Raw genomic sequence first — 16532 nt, 5'->3', positions numbered from 1 at the left:
AATCCCTCTCCTGCTCATAAGCCCACGCCAACTGCAACACCGAGATATCGTCGCGCGGCCGCCCGATCAGTTGCATGCCCATCGGCAAGCCCTGCGGCCCGAATCCCACCGGCACGCTGATGACCGGGCAGCCTGACAGGGTCCACGGAAAAACCACTTCCATCCAGCGATGGTAGGTGTCCATGTCGCGCCCGGCGATCTGTTTTGGCCATGGCTGGTTCACGTCGAAGGGAAACACCTGCGCGGTCGGTACGGCGATGTAGTCGACATCCTTGAACACGCCGAGCAAGGCCTGGTACCACGCGCTGCGCTCCATGCTGGCGGCATAGATATCGCCGGCGTTGAGCTTGAGCATGCCCTCGATCTCCCAGATTGCGTCGGTCTTGAGCAGCGCGCGTTTTGCGGGGTCCTGGTAGAAGGCCAGCATCCCGTTGCCCACCAGGAAATGGCGGTGCACCAGCCAGGTCTTCCACAGCCGCTCCGGCGAGAACGGCGGCTTGATGGCTTCCACGCTCACGCCAAACGCCGGGAAGGCCTTGAGCGCATCCTCGCATAGCGGCAGGATGCCGGGCTCCATCGGCAGGTAGCCATCCCAGTTGCCCAGCCAGGCGACGCGCTTGCCCTTGAGATCCGTCTTGAGCGTATCGGCCACATTGGCCGGCGTCAGCCTGGCCAGCACCGGGTCTTGCGCCAGCGACTGCGGCGTGCGCGCATCCGGCCCGGCTTGCGTGGCCAGCAGCAGTGCCACGTCGGCCACGGTACGCGCCATCGGCCCTTCGTAGCCCAGCTGCTGGATAAAGACTTCGGGCGCCGGCCCGTAGGGCACGCGCCCCGCGGACGGCCGCATGCCGTAGACATTGCAGAAGCCGGCCGGGTTGCGCAGCGAGCCGCCGAAATCGCTGCCGTCCGCCACCGGCAGCATGCGCAGGGACAGCGCCGCGGCCGCGCCGCCGCTGCTGCCGCCCACGGTGCGCCCGGCGTCGTAAGGGTTGCGGGTGGCGCCGTAGACCGGGTTGAAGGTCTGCGAGCCCAGGCCAAATTCCGGCGTATTGGTTTTGCCGATGAGCACCGCGCCGGCCGCCCGCGCGCGCTCCACCACGATGGCGTCCACCGTTGGCACGTTGTCGCGGAAGATCGGCGAGCCGAAGGTGGTGCGGATGCCGCGCGTCAGCGCCAGGTCCTTGGGTGCCTGCGGCATGCCATGCATCCAGCCGGCTGTGCGCCCCGCGGCCAGCGCCTGGTCGCAGGCGGCGGCTTCCTGCAACAGCACCTCGCGCTCGCGCATCGCCACGATGGCGTTGGCGCCGGGATTGATCCGCTCGATATGGTCCAGGTAGGCCGTCATCACCTCGCGGCTGGAGAGCCGGCGCGCGTGGATCTCGCGCGAGAGTTGCCATGCCGGCATCATCACGATGGGGTTGGGACCGCTTGCGGAGGTCGAGGCGCCGGCTGTGCCGGCCGGGGAGCCGCCAGGGCCGGGCGAGCCCGCCGCGCTGGCGTCCGTGGCAGCCGCGCCGGCGGCCATGCCGGCCAGGGTGGCGCCGGCCAGGCGGCCCAGCACGTCGCGCCGCGAGCGCTGCTCCGGCGCCGCCGTGCCGCGGTCATGCCCGCTATCGTGGGTGCCAAAGGGATTCATCGTCTCTTTCCTCATTTCCTCACCCCTTGCTGTTCGGGTCGGTTGTTTTTTAGCCGCGCTTGCGTGCCGGCATCAGTCTGTCACATCGGAGCGGCGCCCGGGCGAGGCATAGGGCAGGCCGCCGGCGCCAGTGCCAAGAATGGCCGCGCGGTGCGCGCTGACGTCGTCGAGTGGCTGGCTGCGGTAGCTGGCCACTTCTTCCGCGCTGAAGGGCTTCAGATCGCTGCGCCCCGAGAGCGCGGGCAGCAGCCAGTTCATCAGCCCGGCGATCTCGCTGTTGCTCAGCGCGGAGGCGGAGGTGCCCGGCACCTGGATCAGGAAGGCGCGCCCGGCCGGCGTGGCAAGCAGGAGCGGCGCGGTCTCGCGCATGTCCGGAATGCCGGCAGAGGGCTTGCCGCGGCCATCGGGCTGGTGGCAGCCGGAGCAGTGCAGCAGGTAGGTGTCGCGCGCATGGCGCAGATCAGCCTGCGCGTTCGCAGCCAGCGATGGCGTCAGGCCAGCGCTGGCCAGCACCATGGCGCCGACGGCGCCGAGTGCCCGCTGCGCTGCCGTCCGCTTGAGGCGTGCTTGCGGCGAGCCCATGTTATTGCCCCGCCTCGCGCAGCTTGCGCACCGCGCCCGGGGTCTTGCGCTCGGTGCGGGCGCCGGCCAGCGTGGCGGTGCTGACGGCCTGTTCGGGCACGCCGTTGCTTGCGGCCAGCCAGGACAGCACCGCGGCGAGCGATTCGTCGGGCAGCGTGGCAAAGCTGGGCATGATCCCGTTGAACGACTGCCCCTGCGACTGGATCGGGCCGGCCAGGCCATGCGTCAGCACATTGGCCAGATAGGCCTGGTCCGCCGGCGAGGCCAGCCGCTCGCGCAGCGCGCCGGCCAGCGGGGGGGCCACGCCGGCGATGCCCGACGCATCGGCATTGTGGCAGGCGGCGCAATGCGTGCCGAACAAGGCCTTGCCCTGTTCGGCCAGCGGGTCGGCCCGGGCCGCGCCGGTGCTCGCCGCGCAAGCCAGGCCCAGCGCAAGCAGGCGGGCAAGCCGTGCGGCGAGGGGCCGCGGGAACCAGAAGGGCCGCTTCATTCCTGGACTCCGAGGATGATCGAGGTGGTGCAATGGAACATGGTGCTGTCGTTGCTCATGCACCAGTTGACATCGTTGTGCACGCCCAGCCGGTAACCCGGCCGCTCGCGCTCGTTGGTGTTGCATTCGCAGCGCCCGCAGGTGGTCTTGCCGCAGCAATCGTTGTAGCTGACCATGTAGTCCTTGCCGTCAGCCGGGTTGCGGCAGGTGCCCACCCACGACACGCGCGAGGGCTCGGTGCCGGGCGGGCAGGTGGTGGAGCTGCCGCCGCAGCACGAGCACAGGAAGCCGTCCACCGCGCAGTATTTCCAGTAGTCGCAGGCAGTTTCGTCCTGCGCCTGCGGCCCGCCGGCTTTGGCCATCTTGCCGCCATGGGCGCCGGCCGCGTGCGCGCTGCGATCGAACGGTAGCACCGGCAGCGCCATCGTGCCCACCATCGCCTTGCCGAGCGTGGCCAGCATGCTGCGCCGGCCGGTGCGCTGTGCCGCGCGCCGCGTCTGGTGTTCGAAGAATCGGTCAAGCCACATCTTGCTTCTCCCTTGCCTGTGCTTTATCCACCATGCGTTATTTGTGATGAGTTGCGCGGCATTCAGGCGCGCGTTTCCAGGAACTGCTGTACCGAGGCCACATCCAGGTCCATGGCGGTGAACAGGCTTTCCAGTTGCTCGCGGGAGTTCACCAGCCCCTTGGCGCGCAGCGTGCCGTGCTCGTCCATCAGCACGCCGTACGGCAGCTTGCCAATGTGCAGATGCCTGCCAAGCTCGGGCGAGAGCACGTAGGGAAAAGCCGCCAGCCCGGCCTGGCGCAGGAAGGCCAGGTGCTCCGGCTGCTCGCCGTCCGAGGCCAGCACCACGCGCAGCCAGCCTGCCTCGCTCGCCTGCATGGACTTGAGCACGGGCAGCAGCTTCTTGCAGACCGGGCAGGTGGGCGAGAGGAAGAACAGCAGCGTGCTGCGCGCGTGCGCACCGCCCACCGTCACCGGCGTGCCGCGCACGTCCTGCAGCGCGAAGGGCGGCAGCGTCTCGCCCACGCGCGGGCCGGCATCGATCACCAGCGCGCCCATCGGCGCTACCCGTTCAAACAGGATGCCGACCTGGCGGGCCAGCGCGTAGAAGCCGAACAGCAGCGCCAGTACGGCGATCCACAGCACGATATTGGCAATCACAAGAGCAGTCATGGGGATCTCACGAAAGGGTGGGACGGGTGGAGCGAGTGGAATGGGCGGCACCGGTGCGGCGCATGGCGCGGTCGGCATTGACCAGCAATTGCGTGGCGCCTAGCCAGAGCAGCAGCAGCGCCAGCGCGCAAAAGCCCGCGGCCAGGGTGTCGAGCATGGCGAAGGGCCGCGGCGCAGCGTCCGCCGCCAGCCCGGCCGCGGTTGCCGCGGCCAGCGCCAGCACCGCCAGCAGGCCGAGGTTGCGCACCAGCAGGCCCGGCGAAAGCCGCAGGCTGTCGGCGTCGCTGCCGCAACCGCAGCGGATGTCGCGGCGGCCCTTCAGCAGGCTGATGCCCACCGCGCCGCTGGCGATCGCCACCACCGACGCCGCCAGCAGTGCCGAGCCCGGATGCAGCGGCGCCGCCACCAATGCGGCCACGCTGGCCGCCTCGGCGCCCGCGTATGCCAGCGCCACCCGGCGCGACCATGCCTGCGGCACCAGCCGGTAGGCGCTCACCGCGCCCCAGAAACCGGCGAAGTCACGTAGCTTGGGCCACAGCGAATGCGCTAGCACCAGCGCGGCGGCGGCCGAACAGGCGGCCACCACGACCGGGTCGCGCAGGATGCTGGAGATCATCCCGGCGGCGCTCATTGATGCAGCTCCAGTTGCACCGCGTTTTCCGCCACCTGGTCGAGGCGGGCCATCGGCTTCAGGCCATGGGCCGGGTCCAGTGAGACTACGCCCGCCCTGGCGGCATCCAGCGCATAGAGCATGGGCTGCTGGCCCTGCGTGATGGCGAGGGCCAGCGCGTTCTGGCCGGGCGCGCGGGCGATGCGCTTGCGCTGCGCCAGGTCGATGGTCCAGATCTCGGCGGCGGGCGACTTGTGCGATCCCTCCTTGCTGCGCGGATGCATGCCCAGGTAAAGCCGGCCGCTGGCCGCATGCAGCGCGAACAGCTGGTAGCCGCCGGGCTTCCAGCCTCCCTTGCGGTCCGCCGCATCGAGCACGGACCAGGACGGGGCGAACGCCGGTGTCTCGCTCGACAGGTCGGCGCCATAGACATTGCCGTTGAAGGAAACGAAATACAGGGTGTTGCCGACGCGCTCGCTGTGCAGGAAGACCGGATCGGTATCGGGATCGAACATGCGCGCGCTGCGCTTCTGTGCGCTGGGCTGCCCGGCGGCGTCATGCGTCACCGTCAGCAGCGTGCCGTCGCTGCACAGGGTGCGAAAGCGCTGGCTGGACGCCTCCGTGGCGAACACGCCCCAGCAGCCCGGGGTCTGCGCTTCGGCCACGAACTTGCCCGCCTGCAGGTCGACGATGCTCACCGAAGTGGCGGGTGTCGCGTTCTGCACATAGAGGAAATGCCCGTCGGCGGATACGGTGGCGATGCCGCGGTAGTTCAGCGATTGCGCATGCCGGGGTGGGATCACGATCTCGCTGCGGTATGCCAGCGTGGCGGTGTCGTACAGGCTGACCACATCGGTGCGCTCGCCGCGCGCCAGCCTCGAATAGAACGTAGAGATCACATACAGCGTGCGCTTGTCCGGCGACAGCACGCTCTGTCCGCCGAATGCGGTGGGCACCAGCCCCAGATAGCGCATGTGCTTGCCGTCCACCACATGCAGGCGCCCGTCCACCATGTGCTTGAACGCCACATCGGCGATGTAGAGCCGGTTTTCATCGGCGGGCGCCAGCGGCTGCACGGACAGGGTTTCGGGCTGCAGGTCGGCGGCGTTGGCGGGATATGGGAGCAAGGCGAGGGTGCCTGACAGCACGCCGATCGCCGCCGCCATGATCCCGCGCTTGCTGCGCGTGCCCGTGGCCCCGCGCGCTATGGCCCTGGTGCTTGCCTGGTTCACTTGCTGGCTCCTTTTCCCTTTTGCATGCTGCGTTACGGTTGCGTGCTTTACGCTGGGGCCAGTCTAAGAAAGCAGGTGGGGTGGGCGTTATCCGGAATCGGCAAGCCGGGCACCGGGACATTCACCAATGCCTGCGCAGGCAGGTATCCACGGGCCACACTCGGGACGATCTCCGTATGGCGGAAACCGGTGCATGGCGCTGGCATGCCGCGCCCGGGGCCGGTGCGTGCCCTGCGGCTCCCGCCGGCAGCGGCCCCGTGTTTGTGCACGTTACGGCGTGTCTGCGGCAAGCTTTGACGGAACGGCGTATCCGTTTTCGGAAACGGCGCAGAATGGACGGCGAAGATAGGGTGAGCGGGCGTGGCGGCCATCCCGTTGGGGAAAACGGGAGCAGCCCGGATCGGGCCTGCCACGGCCTCCGGGTTTGGCCAGCCGTGCCGGTGCCAGGGGCGCGCAGGGCGGGCTTGCGCCGCCGCCGTGCTACGATCCGCGCCTATTACGGAGAATGAAGATGTTTACTTGCCAGAACCAATCGTGCCAGACGCGTTGGGATCCCAAGGATGTGACCGTCAAGGATGAAGGCCAGGGCCCGCTGTTCCGCTGCCCGGTGTGCAATTCCCGCAACCCGGTTGTGCCCCAGCGCAAGCCGGACGGCAGCATCGTCTACAAGCAGCGCACCAGGTAAGGCTGAGGCGGCCTCCACGGCTCCCCGCGGCCTTGCCGCTCTCCAGGTTCTCCAGGCCCTGCAGCCCGATGTGCCTGCCAAGCCTGCCTGGCAGGGCCGGCTGGCAGCGCCCGCCGCCGGCAGGCTTCAGCCGCCGGCCCGCTTTACGGTCATGCCACGCTGCCGGAGTTTCTCCATCACCGTGTCGCAGTGATCGCCCTGGATCTCGATCACACCGTCCTTGACCGTGCCGCCTGACCCGCAGGCGGTCTTCAGTTCCTTGCCCAGTTGCGCGAGCGCCAGCGGCTCCAGCGACACGCCCCGCACCAGCGTCACGCCTTTGCCCTTGCGGCCCTTGGTCTCCCGCGAAACCCGGACAATGCCGTCGCCCTGTGCGGCCGCCGTGGCCTTGCCGCACGTGCAGGCTGCTACCGCGTTGCCGCAGCCGGGGCACATGCGGCCTTGTTCGGTGGAATAGACCAGCGAGCTGGCGGATTTCGGGCGGTGCATGGCGGGGTTCCTGGTGATGCCTGGGGCAGGCAGCGTACGACAAGCGCGGACGCCCCGCAAGGGGGCGGCGCCGTTTGCGGGGGCCATGCCGGCCTTGCCGGAAACGCCTTCTTCTTTAATGACTCGAGCGTGCCGGGCCATCCGGCCCGCCCTGTGCCCTATGGCGGGAAGCGCACCGCAGGCGGACCACGCTCACAGACAAATCAGCGCAAAAATGTGCAATACCGCCGCTGGCCGATATCGTATTTTCCGTATGCGCCCCATGCCTCTCGCTGTCGAGGGGCGCATGGCCGCGAGACGAGCGCGCATGTTCTTCGGAGAGGCATTCGCAAGCCGTCAAGCAGGGCCGCAAATCGTGCGCGGAACGGGCCAGCCCCGCCCGCACGGACCACGTCACCACCCCTATCAATCCGGCACGCCCCCTTATCGACGCAGGAGATCACCATGACGAACCCCAAGCTCGAAGTCCTGACCCCGCAGAACAGCCAGTTGATCTTTATCGACCACCAGCCGCAGATGGCATTCGGCGTACAGTCCATGGACCGCCAGGCGCTGAAGAACAATACCGTCGGGCTGGCCAAGGCCGCGAAGATCTTCAACATTCCCACGACCATCACCACGGTCGAGACCGAGTCCTTTTCCGGCTTCACCTATCCTGAGCTGCTGGATGTCTTCCCGGGCCAGAAGCTGCTGGAGCGCTCGTCGATGAACTCCTGGGACGACCAGAAGGTGCGTGACGCGCTGGCCGCCAACGGTCGCAAGAAGGTGGTGGTCTCCGGCCTGTGGACCGAGGTGTGCAACAACAGCTTCGCGCTGTGCGCGATGGCCGAGGGCGGCTATGAAATCTACATGGTGGCCGACGCCTCGGGCGGCACCTCCAAGGAAGCGCACGACTACGCCATGCAGCGCATGATCCAGGCCGGCGTGGTACCCGTGACCTGGCAGCAGGTGCTGCTCGAATGGCAACGCGACTGGGCGCACCGCGACACCTATGACGCCGTGATGGCACTGGTCAAGGAACATTCGGGCGCGTACGGCATGGGCGTCGACTATGCCTACACCATGGTGCACAAGGCCGCCCAGCGCACCGGCACGCCGCATGAGGCCCTGAAACCCGTTCCCGCGCGGTAAGGCACGCCGGGACGCTGGCGCAACGTTCTCGCCCACGCCGGAACTCGACTGCACCGGCGACCTGAAGAAGATCGATGTGCCCACGCTCGTCGCTGCGTGGCGACGGCGGCCAGATCGTGCCGATCGACGCCGCGGGGCGGCTCAGCGCCAGGATCGTCAGGCAGGCGACGCTGAAAGCCCGTCCGGGCGCATCGCATGACATGTGTGCGGTGAATGCCCGCCAGGTCGACGCGGAGCTGCTCGCCTTCCTTTCGGCCTGACGCAGCCGGCGGCATTGTTTGCTTTATTTCCTGTGCCGCCGCGCTGCGCGTGGCGGCCGCCAGCAGGAGTTTCGCCATGAATCCGTCTTCCACGCCTGACCTTGTTCTCGTCAACGGCAAGTTCGCCACGCTCGATCGCGCCAACCCGGATGCCGAAGCGGTTGCCATCCGCGACGGCAAATTCGCCGGCGTCGGCAGCACGCAGGAAATGATGCAGTTGGCCAGGCCACAGACCAAGGTTGTCGACCTGCAGGGCAGGCGCGTCATTCCCGGCCTGATCGACAGCCATATGCACATCATCCGTGGCGGCCTGAACTACAACATGGAACTGCGCTGGGACGGCGTGCGCTCGCTGGCCGACGCCATGCGCATGCTCAAGGCGCAGGTCGGCCGCACGCCAGCGCCGCAGTGGGTTCGCGTGGTCGGTGGCTTTACCGAGCACCAGTTCGCGGAAAAGCGGCTGCCGACGATCGAGGAACTCAATGCGGCGGCGCCCGACACGCCGGTATTCATCCTGCACCTGTATGACCGCGCCATCCTGAACGGCGCGGCATTGCGCGCCGTCGGCTACACCAAGGACACGCCGAATCCCCCGGGTGGAGAAATCGTCCACGATGCCTACGGCAACCCCACCGGGCTGCTGCTGGCCAAGCCTAACGCCACCATCCTTTATGCGACGCTGGCCAAGGGGCCCAAGCTTCCCCCGGAATACCAGAAAAACTCCACGCGGCACTTCATGCGCGAAGTGAATCGCCTGGGCATCACCGGCGTCATCGATGCCGGTGGCGGCTACCAGAACTATCCCGAGGACTACCACATCATCGAGGAACTGCATCGGGAGGGCCAGCTGACGGTGCGCCTGGCCTATAACCTGTTCACGCAGAAGCCCAAGGACGAACTCAGCGACTTCAAGAACTGGGCAGGGCAGGTGAAGCCGGGCCAGGGCGACGACCTGTACCGGCACAACGGCGCCGGCGAGATGCTGGTGTACAGCGCGGCCGATTTCGAGGACTTCCGCGTGGAGCGGCCCGACATGCCACCGTCAATGGAGGGCGATCTGGAGCCGGTGATCCGGCTGCTGGCGGAAAACCGCTGGCCCTGGCGGCTGCACGCCACCTATAACGAAACCATCTCGCGCGCGCTCGACGTCTATGAAAAGGTGGCGAAGGACGTGCCCTTCGATGGCCTGCACTGGTTTTTCGATCATGCGGAGACCATCACCGACCGCAACATCGACCGCATTGCCGCGCTGGGCGGCGGCATCGCGGTCCAGCACCGCATGGCCTACCAGGGCGAGTACTTCGTCGAGCGCTATGGCGCGAAAGCGGCGCAAGCCACGCCGCCCATCAAGCGGATGCTGGAGCGCGGCGTCAAGGTGGGCGCCGGCACGGACGCGACGCGCGTCGCCTCATATAACCCGTGGGTATCGCTGGGGTGGCTGGTCACGGGCAAGACCGTCGGCGGGCTCGGCCTCTATCCGCAGGCCAATCTGCTCGACCGCGACACCGCGCTGCGCCTGTGGACCGAGGCCAACACCTGGTTCTCGTCCGAGGAAGGCAAGAAGGGGCAGATCAAGGCCGGGCAGCTGGCCGACCTGGTGGTGCTGTCGAACGATTACTTCTCCGTGCCCGGGGACGAGATCCAGGACATCACGTCAGTGCTCACCCTGCTTGGCGGCAAGGTGGTCTACGGCGACGGTGACTTTGGCAAGCTCGCCCCGGACCTGCCGCCGGCCATGCCGGACTGGGCGCCGGTGCGCAATTTCGGCGGCTACCAGCCGCGGCCGAAGGCGGCCCAGCGCGCCGCGCTGGCATCGATGTGCGCCTGTGCCAGCGCCTGCGGCGTGCATGGCCACGCGCACGCCGATGCCTGGAAGTCGAACGTGCCGGCCGCGGACGAGAGCGCCTTCTGGGGCGCTCTGGGCTGCTCCTGCTGGGCGTTCTGACCCGATCGACGATTGACCGGAGATGCAGGATGAACGAGTACAGGTCCGCCGACAAAGCGGTGCCGGTAGCGGCGGCAATCCGCATGCCCCCGTCCTGGTTGCGCTGGATTGCCCTGCTGGCCCTGTGCGCCGCCTACCTGCAGGGCGGCCTGGTCAAGGCCATGGATTTTCCCGGCGCCGTTGCCGAGGTGCGGCACCTTGGCCTTGATCCTGCCGGGCCGATGGCCATCGCCACGATCGTCGTCGAGCTGGGCGCCTCGCTGATGGTCCTGACGGGCGTCCACCGCTGGCTCGGAGCGCTGGCGCTGGCAGCCTTCACGCTGGTGGCCTCCTTCCTGGCCAACCGCTTCTGGCAGGCGCCGCCCGCTGAGCAGGCCATGATGGCCAATGCGTTCTTCGAGCACATCGGGCTGGTCGGCGGGTTCCTGCTGGTGGCCTGGGAGGACCGGCGCGGCAGGGCGGGCGCGGGCCGGATGCCATGACGGACAGTGCCAGCCCGGGGCTCGCCAGGCCGAATCCCGGCGGCAGTTTCGCGCCGCTGCGCCAGGCTACCTTTGCCGTCCTGTGGATGGCAACGGTGGTCGGCAATATCGGCGGCTTCATGCGCGACGTGGCCAGCGCATGGCTGGTCACCGATCTATCCTCCTCGCCCGCCGCGGTCGCCATGATCCAGGCCGCGGCGACGCTGCCGGTCTTCCTGCTGGCGATCCCCGCAGGCGTGCTGTCGGACATCCTGGACCGTCGCAGATTCCTGGTCGTGATCCAGCTCGGGCTCGCGCTGGTGAGCGGCGTGCTGATGACGCTGGCCTATAACGGCGCACTCACGATCGGCATCCTTGTCACCATGGTCTTTCTTGGTGGCATCGGTTCGGCCATGATGGGGCCGACCTGGCAATCCATCGTGCCGGACCTCGTTGCCCAGCGGGAGCTCAAGAGCGCGGTGGCCCTGAACGCGCTCGGCGTGAACATCGCGCGGGCCATCGGGCCTGCCGCCGGCGGCCTGCTGCTGGCCGCCTTCGGCGCCGCCGCAACCTATGCGTTCGACGTGGCGAGCTACTTCGTCGTGATCGCCGCGCTGGTCTGGTGGAAGCGGCCGCTCAGGCCCGAGGATCCGCTGCGCGAACACTTTCTCGGCGCCTTCCGCGCGGGCCTGCGCTTTACGCGGGCGCATCGCAAGCTGCACGTGGTGCTCTGGCGTGCAGCGTGCCACTTTGCATTCGGCAGCAGCGTGTGGGCGCTGTTGCCGCTGGTGGCAAGGAAGCTGCTGCACGGTGGCGCCGGTCTCTACGGCATCCTGCTGGGCGCGGTCGGCCTGGGCGCGATACTTGGCGCGCTGGCGATGCCGCGCCTGCAGCAGCGCCTCGACGCGGACCATATGGTGCTGCTGGCGGCCCTGGCCACCGCGGCCGTGATGGCGATCCTCTCCGCCGCGCCACCGGTATGGCTTGCGTTGCTGCTGCTCCTGCTGCTGGGCAGCGCCTGGATCACCGCCCTCACCACGCTGGGCGGGACCGCGCAAGCCATCCTGCCGAACTGGGTCCGGGGACGGGCGCTTGCGGTCTACCAGATGGTATTCAACGGCGCCATGGCCGCCGGCAGCCTGGTGTGGGGTCTGGTGGCGCAGCAAGTGGGTACGTCGCTGGGCTTGCTGATCCCTGCCGCCGGCCTTGCCCTTGCCGGTCTGCTGCTGCATCGGATGAAACTGCCCAAAGGCGAGGAAGACCTCATGCCGGCGAAGCACTGGCCGGAACCGCAGCCGCTCGCGCCGGAAGCACACGATCGCGGGCCGGTGCTGATACTGATCGAATACCGGGTTGCCGGCGCCGACCGCGACGCCTTCCTGCTGGCCGTTCACCGCTTGTCGGAAGAGCGCCTGCGGGATGGCGCCTTCGACTGGGGCGTGACCGAAGACGCTGCCAGCCCGGACATCTATACCGAATGGTTCCTGGTCGAGTCATGGGCCGAGCACCTGCGGCAGCACCAGCGCGTGCCGGCCGCCGACGCCGACCTGCAGCGCGAGGTCGCGCGATTTCACTCCGGACCACAGGCGCCCCGGGTACGGCACCTGCTGGCGATCGGCCGGCCGCTGGCGGCCGGGAAGGCGCGCTAGCCGCGCCTCGCCATCCTGTTTTTCCGATTCTGTTTATCCCGTTCCATTCCCTGGAGCCTCCAATGAAGCTATATGTCATTTCCCTCGCTACCGGCATCCTGGTGGGCATCATCTACGCGCTGCTCCAGGTACGTTCTCCCGCGCCCCCGGCGGTGGCGCTGATCGGCTTGCTGGGCATGCTGATCGGCGAGCAGGTGGTGCCGCCCGTGAAGCGCATGCTGGCGGGCGAGCCCGTAACCATTGCCTGGTTCCATCGCGAATGCGTGCCCAAGATCACCGGGGTGCAGCCCAAGGACGCGGCGGCGCCCGGACTCGTCGCGCAGTCCGCGTCGAAGCCGGCAGCGGAGGAGCACTGAAGCGCTGGCTTCAATGCACCGGCCGCGCCGGGCCGGTCAGCGAATGCTCGCCGATGGTGCGCATCAGGCAGGCCACTACCAGGTCTTCTTTCTTGCGGCAATGGCAGGTGATGCTGTTGGTGCTGAGTCCCACATCCTGCGCGACCAGCGCCAGCGTGGCGCCGCGCAGTCCCTTGCGGTGGAAGATCCGTGCGGCAGCGTCGAGGATGGCCTCCCGCTTCTCGACATGCCTGCGTGCCGGCGCGGCTTCCGCAGTCTCCTTTGGCATGGGTGGTGGTGTGCGATGGTTGGCCGGGAGCGTGGATGATAGCGGGGCGCAACCATGGGGAAGGCCTGGGGCGAAGCAGTCCGGCCCGCCGTGCGGAGCGGGTCGGAAACTGCCTCGCGCATGCCCGCCGCCGGCGCTGCGGGCCGGACGGACCTGGGCGCTAGCGTGCGCCGGGACTGCCGTAGAAGGCGCCGGAGCGGGGGTTCGACACGATGTAGGTGTTGCGCCTGGCCCAGGTCTGCGCGGCCATGAAGACTTCCGGCTCGCGCTGGCTCCAGTCACTGCTCATGAGCGGCGCTGCATCCTGCTCGGTGGTCGCGTACACCACTGCCTTGTGAAGGGCAGCGCGGCCCTGGTTTCCCGGGATCGTGATAGTACGAATCGTCACGCGCATCGTCAAAGACCTTAACGTGTTTAGACGGTAAATTATGTCTGCACTAAAAGGACAGTATTGTGACAACCAAGTGTCCTGGACAGCACCATTGTACGGTGACCGCTTTTGACAGCATACACCGGCGTGGCGGCGGGGGCGTTGCGGCCATTGCAACCAGAGCCGGCACGGGAAAGGCCCCTGGCTCGAGCGGCAGCGCAGCGGCCCACCGGGCCATACGCCATTAACGGCCGGAAGCGGTCGCTCTTGAGGGGCGGCGACGCTGCGGCGCGCGGTGCGCGGGCCACGCCGGGTATTCACGTTTCCGCGCTGGCGCCGGTCAGTGCCAGGACGCGGCTCTCGTCGGCGGCGAGTTCGCGCGCATTGCCGGAATAGACTACGCCGCCATCGTCCAGCACGTAGGCATGATCGGCAATCTCGAGGCTCATGCGCGCGTTCTGTTCCACCAGCAGCACCGAGATCCCCTCCTCGCGCATCTGCGATACCACGCGAAACACATCCCGCACGATCAGCGGAGCCAGGCCCTGCGACGGCTCGTCGAGAATGAGCAGGCGGGGATTGAGCAGGAGCGCGCGTCCGATCGACAGCATCTCCTGCTCGCCGCCGGAGAGCATGCGCCCGCGGCTGAGCTTGCGCTCGGCCAGCCGCGGAAACAGCGCGTAGATCCGTTCGATGGTCCAGGGTCCGCCGCGCTCCAGCGGCACCTTCAGGTTTTCCTCGACGCTGAGATTGGCGAAGATGCGTCGCCCTTCGGGAACGTAGCCCACGCCGCTCGCGGCAATCCGGAAGGTCGGCCAACGCGTGGTGTTCGCCCCGAAGATCGTCACTCGCCCCTGGCGCGCGGGCGTCAGGCCCATCAGGGTACGCAGCGTCGTGGTCTTGCCTGCGCCATTGCGGCCCAGCAACGCCGTGATCCGGCCCTGCGCGACCTCCAGGCTGACGCCATGCAGGATATGGCTCTTGCCGTAGTAGGTCTGGAGGCCCTCGGCGGTGAGCGCGGCGCTCATGTGGCGCTACCCAGGTAGGCGGCCTGCACGGCCTCGTTGGCCGCGATCTCCCGGGGCGTGCCTTCGGCAAGGAGGCTGCCCTGGTCGAGTACCGTGACGCGGTCGGCGAGATGGAAGACCACGCGCATGTCATGCTCGATCAGCACGATGGTGAAATTGCTGCCGCGATGCAGCCGGTGGATCAGCTGCGTGATCTCGCCGGTCTCCTGGTCGCCCATGCCGGCGGTGGGCTCGTCGAGCAACAGCAGGCGCGGCCGCAGCGCCAGTGCCATGGCGATCTCCGCCACGCGCTGGTCGCCATGGGGAAGCTCCCCGACCAGCCGGCCGGATCTGGCACGAAGGCCCGTGAGCCCGAGGATTTCCTCGACCTCGCTGCGGACCCTGGCCTTCTCGCTCCGGCTGATCCACGGGCGCAGGCGAAAGCCCGCCGTCACTTCGGCACTGATGCGCACATTCTCGAACACGGTGAGCTCCGGGAAAATCTCGGTGATCTGGAACGTGCGGGCGATGCCGGCGGCGACCCGCCGGTGCGCGGGGAGCGCCGTGATGTCGCGCCCGCCGAACTCGATCGTCCCCATGGTCGGTGGGAAAAAGCCGCTGATGAGATTGAAGAACGTGGTCTTGCCGGCGCCGTTCGGGCCAATGACGGCGCGCAGCTCCCCCTGCTCCACGGCGAGGGAAACATCGCGCACCGCGGCCAGGCTGCCGAAGCGCTTGCTGACGTGCTTGACCTCGAGCACGCTCATGAGTCGCTCCTGCGCCGGATATAGCCGAGCAAGCCGCGCGGGAAGAACAGCACGATCGCGACGAACAGCATGCCGACAAACGACATCCAGTTGAGGGTGATGCTCGAGAGGTAATCCTGCAGCACCACGAATACCGCGGCGCCGAGGAGCGGGCCCCACAGGCTGCGCATGCCGCCCATGACCGCCATCATCACGAAGTCGCCGGACTGGCTGTAATGCAGCCCGCGCGGATCGGCAAAGTTGTTCAGCAGGGCGTAGAGCGCACCGGCAAAGCCCATGAAGAAGCACGACAGCGTGAAGGCGATCCAGATATGGCGGTCCACCGGAATGCCGAGAAAGCGGGCGCGCCGCTCGTTTTCGCGGATCGCGAGCATGGTTCGCCCGAAGGGGGAGCGCAGGATGAAGCCCATCAACCCCACCGCCAGCGCCAGGCAGAACAGCACGAAGTAGTAGAAGGCGTTGGCGTTCGACAGGATGTCGATGGTGGCGATGCCCAGATTGAGCGGCACGCGCGAGAACCCGCGCAAGCCGTCGTCGCCGCCGGTTACCGAGCTCCACTGGAAGGCGATGTAGTAGAACACCTGCCCGAAGGCGATGGTGACCATGGCGAAATAGACGCCGCGCCGTCTCACGCTGAGCGCGCCCAGCAGGCTGCCGGCAAGCCCGCCCAGCAGCGTGCCGCACAGCAGCGCCAGCGGCGTGCTCGGCGCGAGGAACTTCAGCGCGAAGCCGGCCCCGTACGCGCCCAGCCCGAAGTACGCCGCGTGGCCGAATGACAGCACGCCGGTGAATCCCAGCAGGAAATTCACCGACATGGCGGCCAGTCCGAGTACCAGCACGCGCGTGCCAAGCGCGGTATAGCCGCCCAGCGATGGCATCCAGTAGGGCGCAAGCAGCAGCGCCGCCCAGAGTGCCGCCAGCGCCAGCAGCCGGTGAGGCGGCTCCCGTCCGTTCATGTCATCATGCCCTCTTCGCCAAGCAGGCCGCGCGGGCGCAGCAGCAGCACCACGGCCATCAGCACGTACATGATCGCCTCGCTTGCCGCGGGCAGGAATACCGCGGTGACGCCCGAGGCGACGCCGATCAGCAAACCGCCAAGCAGCGTGCCGGCGAGGCTGCCGACGCCGCCAACGATAATCGCGATGAAGCTCGGCATCAGCAGCCCCGTTCCCATGGTCGGCTCCAGCCCGAGCTGCCCCGCGGCGAGCACGCCGCTCAGCCCGGCCAGATAGATGCCGACGCCAAAATTGAGGGTGCGCAGCCTGCCGACGTTGATGCCGAGCGCCGCCACGGTTTCCAGGTCGAGCGTGCCGGCGCGGATGCGGATGCCGAGCCGGCTGTAGCGCAGCAGCGCGAAGAGCAGCGTCACCGCGACCGCCACCGTGCCGACCATGAACAGGCGGTAGCCGGTGATGAA

20 protein-coding genes and 1 pseudogene are annotated in these 16532 nt (G+C 68.0%); 7 read left to right on the top strand and 14 right to left on the bottom strand.

Going from position 1 to position 16532, the window contains the following annotated elements; all coding sequences use genetic code 11:
• The 7 genes from P3W85_RS44550 to P3W85_RS44520 form a co-directional block, all read right to left on the bottom strand.
• Window positions 1-1525 (bottom strand): amidase (locus P3W85_RS44550; protein WP_430869728.1); only part of this gene is annotated, 1525 nt, incomplete at its 3' end.
• A gap of 183 nt (window positions 1526-1708) precedes the next feature.
• On the bottom strand, window positions 1709-2218 hold the full coding sequence (locus tag P3W85_RS44545) for a c-type cytochrome (protein ID WP_276269525.1): 510 nt from the start codon (window positions 2216-2218) through the stop codon (window positions 1709-1711).
• Window position 2219: 1 nt separating this feature from the next.
• Entirely contained in the window at window positions 2220-2708 is a 489-nt protein-coding gene (locus P3W85_RS44540) for a c-type cytochrome (protein ID WP_276269524.1), read from the bottom strand.
• Window positions 2705-3235: a methylamine dehydrogenase light chain gene (locus P3W85_RS44535; RefSeq protein ID WP_276269523.1), complete on the bottom strand. Its 531-nt coding sequence runs from the start codon at window positions 3233-3235 to the stop codon at window positions 2705-2707. The genes P3W85_RS44540 and P3W85_RS44535 overlap by 4 nt, the downstream gene beginning before the upstream one ends.
• 62 nt (window positions 3236-3297) lie before the next feature.
• On the bottom strand, window positions 3298-3885 hold the full coding sequence (gene mauD / locus P3W85_RS44530; RefSeq protein ID WP_276269522.1) for a methylamine dehydrogenase accessory protein MauD: 588 nt from the start codon (window positions 3883-3885) through the stop codon (window positions 3298-3300).
• Window positions 3886-3892: 7 nt separating this feature from the next.
• Window positions 3893-4516 (bottom strand): MauE/DoxX family redox-associated membrane protein, encoded by a 624-nt coding sequence (locus tag P3W85_RS44525; protein WP_276269521.1) that lies wholly within the window; start codon window positions 4514-4516, stop codon window positions 3893-3895.
• Window positions 4513-5727 (bottom strand): amine dehydrogenase large subunit, encoded by a 1215-nt coding sequence (locus P3W85_RS44520; protein ID WP_276269520.1) that lies wholly within the window; start codon window positions 5725-5727, stop codon window positions 4513-4515. Before P3W85_RS44520 ends, P3W85_RS44525 begins: the two co-directional genes overlap by 4 nt.
• A gap of 511 nt (window positions 5728-6238) precedes the next feature.
• On the opposite strand from P3W85_RS44520, the gene P3W85_RS44515 reads away from it, so the two are divergent.
• Window positions 6239-6412, top strand: a complete 174-nt coding sequence (locus P3W85_RS44515; protein ID WP_276269519.1) for a hypothetical protein — start codon at window positions 6239-6241, stop codon at window positions 6410-6412.
• Window positions 6413-6538: 126 nt separating this feature from the next.
• Here the strand turns inward: P3W85_RS44515 and P3W85_RS44510 are convergent, their stop codons facing one another.
• Window positions 6539-6901, bottom strand: coding sequence for a translation initiation factor Sui1 (locus tag P3W85_RS44510; RefSeq protein WP_017228516.1), 363 nt, complete (start codon window positions 6899-6901; stop codon window positions 6539-6541).
• Window positions 6902-7345: 444 nt separating this feature from the next.
• On the opposite strand from P3W85_RS44510, the gene P3W85_RS44505 reads away from it, so the two are divergent.
• The 6 genes and pseudogenes from P3W85_RS44505 to P3W85_RS44480 all read left to right on the top strand — a co-directional run bounded on the left by P3W85_RS44505 (window position 7346) and on the right by P3W85_RS44480 (window position 12703).
• Complete coding sequence (locus P3W85_RS44505) at window positions 7346-8032, top strand: hydrolase (RefSeq protein WP_017228517.1); 687 nt, start codon at window positions 7346-7348, stop codon at window positions 8030-8032.
• 40 nt (window positions 8033-8072) lie between these two features.
• Window positions 8073-8292: pseudogene (locus tag P3W85_RS44500) on the top strand (alpha/beta fold hydrolase); the annotation flags it as partial.
• Window positions 8293-8368: 76 nt separating this feature from the next.
• Window positions 8369-10237 carry an amidohydrolase gene (locus P3W85_RS44495; protein ID WP_276269518.1) on the top strand — a complete coding sequence of 623 codons (1869 nt, stop codon included), beginning with the start codon at window positions 8369-8371 and terminating at the stop codon, window positions 10235-10237.
• Between the two features lie 83 nt (window positions 10238-10320).
• The gene (locus P3W85_RS44490) at window positions 10321-10719 is read left to right on the top strand and encodes a DoxX family protein (RefSeq protein WP_276269526.1); all 399 of its coding nucleotides are present in this window, start codon (window positions 10321-10323) and stop codon (window positions 10717-10719) included.
• Window positions 10716-12347 (top strand): MFS transporter, encoded by a 1632-nt coding sequence (locus P3W85_RS44485; protein WP_276269517.1) that lies wholly within the window; start codon window positions 10716-10718, stop codon window positions 12345-12347. Before P3W85_RS44490 ends, P3W85_RS44485 begins: the two co-directional genes overlap by 4 nt.
• A gap of 62 nt (window positions 12348-12409) precedes the next feature.
• Window positions 12410-12703 carry a XapX domain-containing protein gene (locus P3W85_RS44480; protein ID WP_017228521.1) on the top strand — a complete coding sequence of 98 codons (294 nt, stop codon included), beginning with the start codon at window positions 12410-12412 and terminating at the stop codon, window positions 12701-12703.
• A 10-nt stretch (window positions 12704-12713) separates the two neighbouring features.
• On the opposite strand, the gene P3W85_RS44475 is transcribed toward P3W85_RS44480, so the two are convergent.
• The 6 genes from P3W85_RS44475 to P3W85_RS44450 form a co-directional block, all read right to left on the bottom strand.
• A complete protein-coding gene (locus P3W85_RS44475) occupies window positions 12714-12971 on the bottom strand; it encodes a TetR/AcrR family transcriptional regulator (RefSeq protein ID WP_276269516.1) in 258 nt (85 codons plus the stop codon).
• Between the two features lie 160 nt (window positions 12972-13131).
• Window positions 13132-13365, bottom strand: a complete 234-nt coding sequence (locus P3W85_RS44470) for a CDP-diacylglycerol pyrophosphatase (RefSeq protein WP_276269515.1) — start codon at window positions 13363-13365, stop codon at window positions 13132-13134.
• 293 nt (window positions 13366-13658) lie between these two features.
• Window positions 13659-14369 carry an ABC transporter ATP-binding protein gene (locus P3W85_RS44465; RefSeq protein ID WP_017228524.1) on the bottom strand — a complete coding sequence of 237 codons (711 nt, stop codon included), beginning with the start codon at window positions 14367-14369 and terminating at the stop codon, window positions 13659-13661.
• Window positions 14366-15115 (bottom strand): ABC transporter ATP-binding protein, encoded by a 750-nt coding sequence (locus P3W85_RS44460; RefSeq protein ID WP_017228525.1) that lies wholly within the window; start codon window positions 15113-15115, stop codon window positions 14366-14368. Before P3W85_RS44460 ends, P3W85_RS44465 begins: the two co-directional genes overlap by 4 nt.
• Complete coding sequence (locus P3W85_RS44455) at window positions 15112-16071, bottom strand: branched-chain amino acid ABC transporter permease (protein ID WP_017228526.1); 960 nt, start codon at window positions 16069-16071, stop codon at window positions 15112-15114. The genes P3W85_RS44460 and P3W85_RS44455 overlap by 4 nt, the downstream gene beginning before the upstream one ends.
• On the bottom strand, window positions 16068-16532 hold a 465-nt coding region (locus P3W85_RS44450; RefSeq protein WP_430869727.1), incomplete at its 5' end, for an ABC transporter permease subunit. The genes P3W85_RS44450 and P3W85_RS44455, both read right to left, overlap by 4 nt.

This window comes from Cupriavidus basilensis, assembly GCF_029335485.1.
In the GTDB taxonomy this organism is placed as follows: domain Bacteria; phylum Pseudomonadota; class Gammaproteobacteria; order Burkholderiales; family Burkholderiaceae; genus Cupriavidus; species Cupriavidus basilensis_E.
The sequence above is the reverse complement of the archived record's forward strand: the minus strand, read 5'-3'. Positions and strand labels throughout refer to the sequence as shown.